We start from the raw sequence: 12670 nt of genomic DNA on the forward strand, positions 1-12670 counted from the left end.
TTCTATTAGTTTAGGATATATTTATTTTTTCCGTATTATTGCAATTATTCCGAGAATAAGTACAAAAAAGTTATATCAATTTTAATAAAACAATTATTCAAATGAGAAAATCGAATGTTGTAATAGCCATATGTGTAGGCTTAACAATGTTATCAGGCTGTAGTGCTCTGAACAACATGGTGAAGCTTGCTGCCACCCAGCAAGTAGATGTAGTACCTAACCCACTTGAACTCCATGGCGATTCTGTGAAGGCTGATATGTCAGTGGTACTACCAGCGAAAATGCTTCCACAAAATTATGTTTATAATCTAACCACTTATTATAAGTCAGGTGAGAACGAAGTAGAAGTAGGGAAAATGGTATTTGATGCTGTAGACTTTCCTGACAGTAAAACTACTACTTCAAGAAAAAGCGATACTTATAGCTTCGCATACGATCCTGCTATGAGCCAAGGTACTTTAGAGGTACAAGGTGTAGCAGTTGATAAAAATGCAAAAACCAAAGAAACTGCTAGAGTCGAAATAGCTAAAGGTATTATTACGACCTCTCTTCTAGTTGAAGAAGAATTTTATAGCGCATATGCTTTCCATGGCTACAACGACCAAGAAGAAGTAGAGCCAACTAACGTGGACTTCTTTTTCGATCAAGGTAGCTCTGTGCTGAAAAGCTCAGAAACAAGAAGTGAAAAAGGAAAAGAATTTGCAGCATTCATTGCTGACAAGAACGTAACTAAAACTGTAACCATTACAGGTACTCACTCTCCTGAAGGTACTGAAACAATTAACTCTGGTTTATCTGAAGCAAGAGCTAAATCAATTGAAAAGTACTACAGAAGTCAAATGAGAAGATACGACTATAAGGACATGGCTGATTCGATCAACTTTATCCTTAAGCCAGTTGTTGAAGATTGGACCGCATTCAAAGATGCTCTAAGTGCTTACGAAGGTGTTTCTGATGCTCAGAAGTCTGAGATCTTAAAGGTTGTAAATGGTGCTGGTGTTTTCGAAGACAAAGAAAAAGCTTTACAAGACTTAGATTCTTACAAAGCTATCTTCAAAGATATCTACCCAGGTTTAAGAGCTGCTAAAACTGAAGTTTTAACAGTTAAAGAAAAGAAAACGAATGCTGAAATTGCTGTTCTAGCAAAACAAATTGCAGAAGGTACAGCTAGCGCTGATACACTTTCATTCGAAGAGTTAATGTTTGCTGCAACTTTAACTCCATCATTAACTGAAAAAGAAGCTATTTTTAAGGCTGCCACTAAGAAAGATGGAAATTGGAAATCTCATAACAATTTGGGTGCTGTGTATTTAGATATGGCAATTGCAGCAGAAGGTGCAGAAAGATCATCTAAAATTGAAATGGCGATTACTCAGCTAGAAATTGCCGCAAATAAAAGCAATACTTCAGCTGTTTTAGCTAATATGGCAACAGCATATGCTCTACAAGGAGATAAGGCTCAAGCTTATGATGCTATAGTAGCTGGATTTGAGAAAAGCCCAGCGAAACGTCACATTTCTGGAATGAATGCTGTTAAAGGTTCATTAGAGATTAAAAGAGGTGAATATGATGCTGCTTTTGAATCTTTGAAAAATGCAGATGAATCTACTAGCGTAGCATTCAATAGAGGATTGGCTCTTTTGCTAAACAATGATTACGAAAACGCTGTGACAGGCTTTGGTAATGCAGCTGAGCAAGATGCTGAATTCGCTAAAGCCTACTATGCATCTGCTGTCGCTTCTGCTAGACTCAGAAATGATGCAGACATGCTTACAAGCTTAAAGACTGCGATTGAAAAAGATCCTGAATTGAAAGAAAAAGCATTGAATGACCTTGAATTTTCAAACTATGCTACTCAAGTAGCAGAAGCATTGAATTAAGATTTCGAATCATTTGAATGGAAAGACTCACTTCAGTAAATGAAGTGAGTCTTTTTTGTTTTACCCCTCTCCTATTTATTTCGGTTTAATTGCGATATTGAGCCCTTTGTGATAATTTAGCCATCTCGAAATTCACATCTGTAGAATAAGAGAAAATACAAAACGACGCACCCAAGCTATAAAACGTTAAAATAAATTCCGATGAAAGAATTACAATTCAGAGAAGCCCTAAGAGAGGCCATGAGTGAAGAAATGCGAAGAGATGAATCCGTATATCTCATGGGAGAAGAAGTAGCAGAGTACAACGGTGCGTATAAGGTAAGTCAGGGCATGCTCGATGAATTTGGAGCAAAAAGAGTTATAGACACCCCAATTGCTGAGCTTGGATTTGCTGGGATTGGCGTTGGATCTGCAATGAACGGACTTAGACCTATTATTGAGTTTATGACATTCAATTTTTCACTTGTGGCTATTGATCAAGTGATCAATGGAGCTGCTAAGATGATGTCTATGTCTGGTGGTCAATTCAATGTTCCAATTGTATTTAGAGGCCCAACTGGGAATGCAGGTATGCTTAGCTCTCAGCATTCTCAAAACTTTGAAAACTGGTATGCCAACTGTCCTGGATTGAAAGTGGTAATTCCTTCTAATCCAGCTGATGCAAAAGGACTTTTAAAATCTTCTATTAGAGATAACGATCCTGTCATATTCATGGAATCAGAATTGATGTATGGTGAAAAAGGACAAGTACCAGAAGGAGAATATTTAACGCCAATCGGAGTTGCAGAAGTAGTGAAAAAAGGAACAGATGTCACTATTGTTTCTTTTGGTAAGTTCATGAAAGTAGCCCATTCTTCTGCTGAGGCTTTAGCCAAAGAAGGAATCAATGCTGAAGTTATTGATCTGAAAACGGTAAGACCGATTGATTACAACACGATCATTGAGTCTGTGAAGAAAACCAATAGATTGGTAATCGTAGAAGAAGCATGGCCTTTGGCCTCAATTTCTTCGGAAATCAGTCATATCGTGCAAAAAAGAGCGTTTGATCATTTGGATGCTCCTATTCATAGAATCACCAACAAAGATGTGCCGCTTCCTTATGCGCCAACTTTGATTGAAGAAATTCTACCAAATGTTGAGAGAACGGTGAAGGCAGTAAAAGAAATCATGTACGTGCAGCAATAATTATTGCTGCAATTCTTTGATTAGCTTTTCTAGAATATCCTTAGCTGCTTCTGAGATTTTAGTTCCAGGACCAAATACTCCAGACACCCCAACATCAAATAAGAAATCGTAATCTTTGGGAGGTATTACACCTCCTGCGATTACCATAATATCTTCCCTACCCAATCTTTTCAATTCATTGATCAAAGCTGGAATCAGTGTCTTATGGCCTGCAGCTAAGCTCGATGCGCCTACAATGTGTACGTCGTTTTCAGTGGCCTGCTTTGCCACTTCCTCTGGAGTCTGAAAAAGAGGTCCAATATCCACGTCAAAACCAAGGTCTGCAAAACTAGTTGCAATCACTTTTGCGCCTCGATCATGTCCATCTTGTCCCATTTTAGCCACCATGATTCTAGGTCGCCTTCCATCCAGTTCTTCGAATTGTTTGACTAACTCCATGACTGTATCAATTTCTTTATTGTCTTTGACTTCTTTTGCAAATACACCTGAAACAGCCGAAGTCTTAGGTACATGTCTACCAAAAGCTTCTTCCATGGCTGAAGATATTTCTCCCAACGTAGCACGAACTCTCGCAGCTTTTATCGACAGATCGAGTAAGTTGCCTTTGCCAGTTTTTGCGCTTTCTGTGAGTGCCAACAAGGCTTTGTCCACTAAATTCTGATCTCGCTCCTCTTTTAGTTTATTCAGTCGCTCAATTTGCGATTTTCTAACTGCATCGTTATCCACTTCAAGTAGCTCAATGTCAGTTTCTTCTTCAGTTAGGTATTTATTAACCCCAACAATGACTTCCTTCTTGGTATCAATTCTGGCTTGCTTTCTTGCGGCAGCTTCTTCTATTTTGAGTTTGGGCATCCCGGTTTCTATGGCTTTAGCCATACCACCCATTTCTTCAATTTCATTAATGATATCCCATGCTTTTCGTGCCAATTGATCAGTCAAATACTCCACGTAATATGACCCCGCCCAAGGGTCGACCACCTTGGTAATATCAGTCTCTTCCTGCAGATAAATCTGTGTGTTTCTGGCAATTCGGGCAGAAAAATCAGTTGGCAAAGCAATGGCCTCATCTAAGGCATTGGTATGTAAAGATTGCGTATGCCCAAAAGCAGCCGCCATAGCCTCAATACATGTTCGTGCGACGTTATTATATGGATCCTGAGCGGTTAAGCTCCACCCTGAAGTTTGGCTATGAGTTCTCAAAGCCATAGATTTCGGATTTTGGGGATTAAATGTTTTCACAATTTTAGCCCATAGGATTCTGGCAGCCCTCATTTTAGCTATTTCCATAAAATGATTCATCCCAACAGCCCAAAAGAACGACAACCTCGGTGCCAGCACATCAACATCAATACCAGCATTTACACCTGTTCTTAAGTACTCCAATCCATCAGCCAAAGTAAAAGCCAATTCTAAATCTGCTGTCGCTCCTGCTTCCTGCATGTGATAGCCGCTGATACTAATAGAATTAAATTTGGGCATGTGCTCCGAGGTATATTTGAAAATATCGGAGATGATTCGCATGGAAGGTTTAGGAGGGTATACAAAGGTGTTTCGTACCATGAATTCCTTTAGAATGTCATTCTGTATAGTCCCACTCAGAAGAGATTGATCTACTCCTTGCTCTTCTGCTGCCACAATATAAAATGCCATAATTGGAAGCACAGCGCCATTCATGGTCATAGATACAGACATTTGATCCAGTGGTATCTGGTCAAAAAGTATTTCCATATCCAAAATAGAATCTACAGCTACGCCAGCCTTACCCACGTCGCCAGTTACTCTTTCATGATCTGAATCATACCCTCGATGAGTAGCCAAATCAAACGCAATAGACAAGCCTTTTTGACCAGCTGCTAGATTTTTTCTATAAAAAGCATTCGACTCTTCCGCAGTGGAAAACCCTGCATATTGTCTTATCGTCCAAGGTCTGGAGGCGTACATAGCGGAGTAAGGACCTCGCAAGAATGGCGGCAATCCGGCAGAAAAACCTAAATGCTCAGCATTTTTAACATCACCTGAATTGTAATTAGCTTTAACAGGAATCCCTTCTGGCGTAGTAAAAGATTTTTCTTCTTTTATATAATTATCAGTTTTCCAATCTAATTGATCGAAACTGATTTTTGAAAAGTCTGGTTTGATCATGACAATGGTGCATTTTGAGTTACACCCAGTTGGGTCAATATATTTCTCACTACTTCTAAGCGATTTGATCTTGCATTTACCCAATTGGTTATTTGATTGGAAGCTTCAGCATGCTCTTTACCAGCTCCAAGTATCAGCGTCTGTGTTTTTTGCCCATTTAGAGCGAGGTCAACGTTAGATTCAGTATAATCATCATCTCCACCACAGCAAACTAAAATATGCTTCTGATTTAGCTCTTGGATTGGATTGATTTTCTCAATTTTAAAACCAGCCCAATTAAAAAAATTAGTGACAAATGTAAACCTGGCATTGATCATCTTCGAATTAGATCCAACACCCAACAAATAAACAGTTGGTCTAGAAGTCTCCCCTTCTTTTTCCACATATGACTCAACTGCTTTTCTTACCATTTCGAAATCACTTGCCAGCGATAAATGCTCTTGATGCAAAGAATCCATGGTGACAGTTTCATCTTGATTTCCAAAATCATTAACACCAACCATTTTTTTTCGACCAGAATTAATTCTATTTCTCTGAAATTCAAAATCTCTCTTAATGATGTCCTTAAAGAAGTTACCATTAACTGCATTTTCAAATCCTCCATCAGATTCTAATTGCTTAAACATGCCCCAAGCTTCTTTCATCAATTCCGACGTTAAATTCTCCAAGTAATAAGATCCAGCAGACGGATCCGATATTTTTGCAAAATAAGATTCTTCCTTTAGCAAATTGGAAATGTTTCTAGCAATCCGATCTGTAGAAGAAAGTGAGTGACGAGGGTTTATACTTAAATAATTTACCCCTCCTAACACGGCAGACATAGCTTCTGAAGTACATCTTAAAAAATTGGTATTTGAATCTAAAGCAGTTTTTGTGATTGCTGAAGTCTCAGCATGGATTGGAATGGTAATATTTTCCACACCATATTGCTTAAATAACTGAGTAAGCAACAATCGCATGGCTCTCACTTTAGCTAACTCCAGAAAATAGCTAGATCCTATTGAAGTACTGACAAATATCCCTTTTGTTATATCCTCTAACTTATGGCCTGCATTTAAAAAATGATTCGTATAAAAAACCATTTGAGACAGCATATAGGCTAATTCAACAGCAGCTGATCCGCCATTGCATTGAACCAATCCACTATTTATATTGATCGTTCTGTGTCCAATTTTATGACCTATCTCAAATGATTGATCTAAAAAATCAAGAAGGTCTGAGTTCAGTATTTGCGAAATATCATCAATATGATGAAACACCAACACCTCTCCATCTTTATCAGTAGGATTATTACTCTTCCACCAATGGGCTAATTTCTCATAGCTATTAAAGCTGGAAGTACACAAAGCCAAGGTGCTATATTGAGGCTTTACTGTTGCCAGCAACTGATTTATATCTGTCACATGATCATCAGACAAGATCGAACCGTCGGCTCCGTTCATCAAGCCATCCAACACTTTTTCATTCGTACTTGTTGTACCTAAGATTTGCAAGAATTTCCAGTCAGTATTAGCATGCGGTGCTGCGACATTTCCACTAAAATCTTCCTTATCGTAATAGGAGGATAATATTAAATCTCTTTCGCAGTTCCAAGTCAAGATTTTCTGTGCGTTTTCATCGCCCAGATCCTTCTTAAGCTTATCCAACCATTGCGATTTGGAGGACTTGGCAAACTCGTCAAAGTTGTATCCTTTCATCATATTTTTTGGGTAGTCATGCAATTTAAGATGTTCATAACGAAGAAGGAAAAAATAAGTATCAATAATCTAAAAACTGCCTCTAGAGACTTCAATCACCGATATTCGTTATTTTTAGGAAATTGTATTTTTCAAAGAATATTCAAAAAAAAGAAGCAACTAATAGTGATAGGACAATTTTCCAAAAAGTCAATACCGTTTTGATTTTTTTGTTAATTATTTTTTCTTCAAATTTGATATCCGCTTTAGAGAAAGATGTTGAAAATAATCACTTTTTAACCACCAACAATTATATACGAATGCATGTAAAAATATGGGATAAATGCTTGGAATTTATTGGGTCAAAAATACCCGAACAGAGCTTTAAAACTTGGTTTGAGCCAATTATTCCCATAAAATTTACACATCCTGTACTCACAATACAGGTTCCCTCTCAATTCTTTTATGAGTGGCTTGAAGACAATTACGTTCAAGTGCTTAAAGCAGCAATTCAAGCAGAAATAGGCGGAGAAGGCAAATTAGAGTACTCTGTAATTGTAGATAAAGGAAATTCTTCCAATCAGCCATACACAGTCAATTTGGCTCAAAAAAACGGCATTTCTAAATTTGGACAAATCAAGGGGGATCAAAATCAGCGTTTCGCTAGCCCTTTTGCACTTCAAGCAGTTGATGGTTGCTATCAAAAATCCAACTTAAACCCAGAAAACACCTTTGAGACTTACATTGAAGGAGATTGTAATAGATTAGCACGATCTGCTGGATATGCTGTAGCAACTAAGCCAGGTGTTACCTCTTTCAATCCATTGATGATTTATGGCGGCGTTGGACTTGGAAAGACTCATTTGGTGCAGGCTATTGGAAACAAAATCAAAGAAGAGACTCCAGAAAATTTCGTATTGTACGTAGCCTCTGAAAAATTTGCCAATCAATTTATTGAGGCATTAAAAAACAACAACCTTCAAGATTTTACTAACTACTATTTGAACGTTGACACTTTAATAATTGACGACGTTCAGTTCTTCAAGGACAAAGTAAAAACTCAGGAAATTTTCTTCCATATTTTCAATCACTTGCACCAAAACGGCAAGCAGATTGTAATGTCTAGTGATAGACCTCCTACCGAATTACAAGGTTTGCAAGAAAGGTTGGTATCTAGATTCAAATGGGGACTGACTGCAGATTTGCAGAATCCAGATTTTGAAACCCGATTGGCAATTATCCAAAAGAAACTTCAAGATGATGGTCTAATCATTGACGATAAAGTACTCGAGTATTTAGCGTATAGCGTAGATACTAATATTAGAGAGCTAGAAGGCGTCCTGATTTCATTGGTCGCTCATTCTTCACTTAATAAAACAGACATTGATTTAGAATTAGCTAAGCAAACACTAAAGTCAATCGTTAAGAATATTGAATCAGAAGTGGGGATAGACTACATCCAAAAAACGGTTTCTGAGTATTTCAACGTATCGTCTGATGACCTAAAAGCAAAGACAAGAAAGAAAGAAATCGTGATTGCCAGACAATTGGCTATGTATTTCTCAAAAGATTACACCAATCACTCTCTAAAAAGCATTGGAAGCCATTTTGGAGGTCGAGATCACAGCACGGTCATTCACGCACTCCAGTCAGTCAACGATATGTTAGACACAGATGCCAGGTTCAGATCCTCATTTTCTGAATTGAAAAAGAAATTTAAAATGAAAGCCATATAGGCTTTCATTTTTTTGTTCACCCTTCTAGAAAAGAAATGGATAGTACACTTTTCTACCTGAAGTAGTAATTCCTGATACGATCACTTTTCCTCTTATTTTATTTAAGATATTTTCCAATTCTTGAGGAGACTCAATGTTACTATGATTGATTTCAGTGATGATGAATCCTTCTGGAATGTCTAATTTCCTGAAAAAACCATTTCCCACTTCAATTACACGAATACCAGATTTTATACCGATAAGATTCTGCTCAGCCTTGGATATGGCTTCAAAAGAAGCTTGCAAGGATTGAGATTGATAGATATTTCTTTTGAGTACTTCAGTAGTGCCTTCCCTATTGGTGAATTCCAGAGTTTTTGAGACATTTTTATTTCCCCGTTTTAAAGTCAACTGAATTAAGTCTCCCGGATACTTATAACCAATCATTTCTTCCAATTGTGCCTTGTCATAAAGAGGCTCGCCATTCACAGCAGTTACAATATCACCTTTCTCTATATCGGCTTTATCAGCTGCCCATCCTTTTTGCACGTGAGTGATAATCACGCCATTCAAGCTATTAATATTCAGCTCTTCAGCAACTTCATTATCTATATCTGCAAATTCAGCCCCGAAGAAAGCTTTTTGAACTTCACCATACTGAACGATATCATTAAATACTTTTTTTACGATATCAACAGGAACAGCAAACCCATATCCTGCATAAGATCCGGTCATAGACAAGATGGCCGTGTTAATACCAATCAACTCTCCATTTCGGTTAACCAAAGCACCTCCACTGTTTCCTGGATTGATCGCCGCATCAGTCTGAATAAATGACTCAATAGGAAACTTATCCTTGAGGATATGAATATTTCTGCCTTTGGCAGATACAATCCCTGCTGTAACAGTTGAAGTAAGATTGAAGGGATTCCCAACTGCCAATACCCACTCTCCTACCTTTACCTCTCCAGAATTGCCCAATGCAATAGCAGGGAAGTCTTCAACATCAATCTTTATCACTGCCAAATCAGTCGAGGGGTCTATCCCTATGATATTGGCTTTATAACTGCGTTTTTTATGTACTACTTCGATCTCATCTGCATCTTCAATCACGTGATGATTGGTGACTATATATCCATCTTTGGACAAGACTACACCCGAACCCGTACTGATTCGTTGGGAAGAGCGCGGCTCAAAAAACCAATCCATCCAATGCCCAGTTCGATAATTGATTATACTCAAGTTTTTAATAAAAACTACGCTGTTTGTAGACTGTTCTGACGCATCTACAAAATCCTCCACTGGGAGAATATTTGAATTCGAAATATGACTATTTGAAATAAAATCCGCTCGTTCCGTTTCATTCTGATGATTCCGTTCTTGCTTTTCTTTGAGACCATTGTACTCAGTATACTGTATAGTAAACCAAACACCCATTCCAGCAGATAAGAAGGCTATTAATCCTGTTTTTAGATATTTCGTCATAGCTATTATTTCGTTTTTCTAAATGAAAAATACGAAGTAATGAACTAGAAGTTGAAATTGGTCGCGTTAAAGATTGTTAAGCTTACTTATTGGATAACCAGTTGATAGCTTCATCCATATTCTGAAAAAACCTATTGTGAGTAGCTTCTGGTATTTTGATGGAGCTTTGTATGTCGTCAAGAGAAAATTTTGCAAAAATATCTACAGGAGAAACGGTTGCAGAATACTCTATGCCCACTTTAATCATTTCTTTGGTAAACTCACCTGCAATAAATCTTTGAGAATTCTCGTCCAACACTTCTATTTCGCGAGCATCATAAAGCACTTTTTTTGCCCCCTCAAAAGTAACGGCATCAATGATTCTTTGCGCTACAGCTTTTATTTCATCATAAGTGCAAAAGCCAGTCCACCGACTGGTCAATATCTTGTTGATAGGACTCCAAAATACCTGTACGTAAGGTTTATTCAGATAAACCTTAGAATTTTTAGGTATTTCGATTGAAGTATGCATTTTCTACAATGATTATTCTGCTTTAACAAATTTAAGATCATTTTAAAAAATATTAACAATAATCAATCGACATTTTTTTGCTAAAAATGTTTCCAGCCCTGCGCTTGAATAGCCACTGTATTGTTGTTCTTTGTGACCATTTTCAGCCCATTTTCCTTTTTGTCAATATAGCCTATGGTACAAATATCTGCGTGGTTTTTGATTTTCTCAAAATCATTTTGACCTATGGTGAAAAGTAATTCGTAATCTTCTCCTCCGTTTAAAGCACAGGTCATTGGATCCATATTGAACTCTACTGCGGTGTCAAAAGCCATTTTCGCAATCGGCAATTTGTCTTCATAAATAGTCACTCCCACTTCCGAACATTTGGCAATATGAAATAACTCAGAAGCCAGTCCATCAGATATATCTATCATAGAAGTAGGAACAAGCCCTAAATCACCCAATTCATGTATGACATCCATTCTGGCAGAAGGTTTTAATTGACGTTTGACGATGTAGTCATATTTCTCCAGGTCAGGCTGCATTTCTGGATTCTCTTTGAATACCACTTTTTCTCTTTCCAAAACTTGTAAGCCTAAAAATGCTCCTCCCAAATCTCCAGTTACACAGATGATATCATTTTCTTCTGCATTCTTTCTATAGACTACTTTGTCTTTTTGTACTTCGCCTATGACCGAAACAGAAATAACTAATCCAGATGGAGATGAAGTCGTATCCCCTCCCACTAAGTCCACAGAATAATCATCACAAGCAAACTGAATTCCTTTATAAAGCTCCTCAATGGCCTCGACTGAAAAACGATTACTCAATCCTAAACTCACCGTAATTTGTTTTGGTAGACCATTCATAGCTGCAATATCAGAAACATTCACTGCTACAGCTTTATAGCCCAAATGCTGCAAAGGCATGTACGACAAATCGAAATGCACGCCTTCCAAAAGCATATCGGTAGAGAGTAGCTGCAACAAATCACCTGAGCCAAAAACAGCTGCATCGTCACCAATGCCTTTTAGTGTAGAATCGTTTTTGTTGGTGAATTTCGAACTGATTTGATCAATCAAGCCAAACTCTCCTATTTCTCCTATTTCTGTTCTTTTCTGATCTGACATTACGCTTTGATTTCTTGACACAATTCTACTAAAACACCATTACTCGACTTGGGGTGTAGGAAACAGACCAATTTATTGTCGGCTCCTTTTTTTGGCTCCTCATTAATCAACTGAAAACCTTCTCCTTCCAATCTTTTCATCTCGGCATGAATATCTTCTACTTCAAAAGCCAAATGATGAATACCTTCGCCCTTCTTTTCAATAAACTTAGCGATCGCGCTGTCTTCTCCTGAGGCTTCAAGTAATTCTACCTTAGACTCTCCCACTTGAAAAAAGGAAGTAGATACACTTTCTGAATCAACAGTCTCTACTTTGTAGCTAGATTGACCGAATAATTGTTCGAAAAGTTGATTAGAATCCTTGAGGTTCTTTACGGCAATACCAATATGTTCTAGTTTCATTTTGGGGCTTAATTATTCAAAACGATTCTAAATAAATCGTTAGATTTGCAAAAAAAGTGAAACTTTTCTGGAAGACGAAGGGTTTTCTACTATTAAAAGTTGAACATTCAAATTGGTGTTAAAAACACCTTTAGAAATAAATAAAATATGTTGACCGTATCAGAAAAAGCGCAAAACAGAATTGTAGAGTTGAAAAAGGCAGAAGGCCACACAGATCTCCATAACTTGAGAGTTTCAGTGAAAGGTGGTGGGTGTTCTGGTCTGATGTACGATTTGTCATTCGATGATCAGATCACTGACAAAGACGATGTGTTTGAAGGCGCCAACGGCGTGAAAGTAATCGTAGATAAGAAAAGCTTGTTTTATCTTTTAGATACTACTTTAGACTTTTCTGATGGACTGAATGGTAAAGGATTTCAATTTGTAAATCCGAACGCTACTCGTACCTGTGGATGCGGAGAAAGCTTTGCTGTCTAAAACAGTTTCATATAAAAATATTGATAGCCGTGGATGATCTTCATGGCTATTTTTTTGTCTCTTCTGTCGATGGACGTTTAACAAGT

The 12670-nt window shown here is 37.7% G+C and carries 10 protein-coding genes; 4 read left to right on the forward strand and 6 right to left on the reverse strand.

Annotation, left to right across the window (positions count from 1 at the left end; translation table 11 throughout):
- Positions 1–101: 101 nt before the first annotated feature.
- On the forward strand, positions 102–1880 hold the full coding sequence (locus ABJH98_RS10485) for an OmpA family protein (RefSeq protein ID WP_348307624.1): 1779 nt from the start codon (positions 102–104) through the stop codon (positions 1878–1880).
- Positions 1881–2081: 201 nt separating this feature from the next.
- Positions 2082–3065 carry a pyruvate dehydrogenase complex E1 component subunit beta gene (locus tag ABJH98_RS10490; protein WP_348307625.1) on the forward strand — a complete coding sequence of 328 codons (984 nt, stop codon included), beginning with the start codon at positions 2082–2084 and terminating at the stop codon, positions 3063–3065.
- On the opposite strand, the gene scpA is transcribed toward ABJH98_RS10490, so the two are convergent.
- Both scpA and ABJH98_RS10500 read right to left on the reverse strand, forming a co-directional pair.
- Entirely contained in the window at positions 3066–5204 is a 2139-nt protein-coding gene (gene scpA / locus ABJH98_RS10495; RefSeq protein ID WP_348307949.1) for a methylmalonyl-CoA mutase, read from the reverse strand.
- On the reverse strand, positions 5204–6907 hold the full coding sequence (locus ABJH98_RS10500; protein WP_348307626.1) for a methylmalonyl-CoA mutase family protein: 1704 nt from the start codon (positions 6905–6907) through the stop codon (positions 5204–5206). The genes scpA and ABJH98_RS10500 overlap by 1 nt, the downstream gene beginning before the upstream one ends.
- 296 nt (positions 6908–7203) lie before the next feature.
- On the opposite strand from ABJH98_RS10500, the gene dnaA reads away from it, so the two are divergent.
- A complete protein-coding gene (gene dnaA / locus ABJH98_RS10505; RefSeq protein WP_348307627.1) occupies positions 7204–8619 on the forward strand; it encodes a chromosomal replication initiator protein DnaA in 1416 nt (471 codons plus the stop codon).
- Positions 8620–8643: 24 nt separating this feature from the next.
- On the opposite strand, the gene ABJH98_RS10510 is transcribed toward dnaA, so the two are convergent.
- The 4 genes from ABJH98_RS10510 to mce form a co-directional block, all read right to left on the reverse strand.
- Positions 8644–10083: a trypsin-like peptidase domain-containing protein gene (locus ABJH98_RS10510; protein ID WP_348307628.1), complete on the reverse strand. Its 1440-nt coding sequence runs from the start codon at positions 10081–10083 to the stop codon at positions 8644–8646.
- A gap of 82 nt (positions 10084–10165) precedes the next feature.
- Positions 10166–10594 (reverse strand): hypothetical protein, encoded by a 429-nt coding sequence (locus tag ABJH98_RS10515; protein ID WP_348307629.1) that lies wholly within the window; start codon positions 10592–10594, stop codon positions 10166–10168.
- A gap of 80 nt (positions 10595–10674) precedes the next feature.
- On the reverse strand, positions 10675–11706 hold the full coding sequence (thiL, locus tag ABJH98_RS10520; RefSeq protein ID WP_348307630.1) for a thiamine-phosphate kinase: 1032 nt from the start codon (positions 11704–11706) through the stop codon (positions 10675–10677).
- Positions 11706–12107 (reverse strand): methylmalonyl-CoA epimerase, encoded by a 402-nt coding sequence (mce, locus tag ABJH98_RS10525; RefSeq protein ID WP_348307631.1) that lies wholly within the window; start codon positions 12105–12107, stop codon positions 11706–11708. Before mce ends, thiL begins: the two co-directional genes overlap by 1 nt.
- A gap of 147 nt (positions 12108–12254) precedes the next feature.
- Here mce and ABJH98_RS10530 point away from each other — a divergent pair, with 147 nt between their 5' ends.
- Positions 12255–12584 carry an iron-sulfur cluster assembly accessory protein gene (locus ABJH98_RS10530; RefSeq protein ID WP_348307632.1) on the forward strand — a complete coding sequence of 110 codons (330 nt, stop codon included), beginning with the start codon at positions 12255–12257 and terminating at the stop codon, positions 12582–12584.
- Positions 12585–12670 lie beyond the last annotated feature (86 nt).

Source organism: Reichenbachiella sp. (genome assembly GCF_039969095.1).
Classification (GTDB): domain Bacteria; phylum Bacteroidota; class Bacteroidia; order Cytophagales; family Cyclobacteriaceae; genus Reichenbachiella.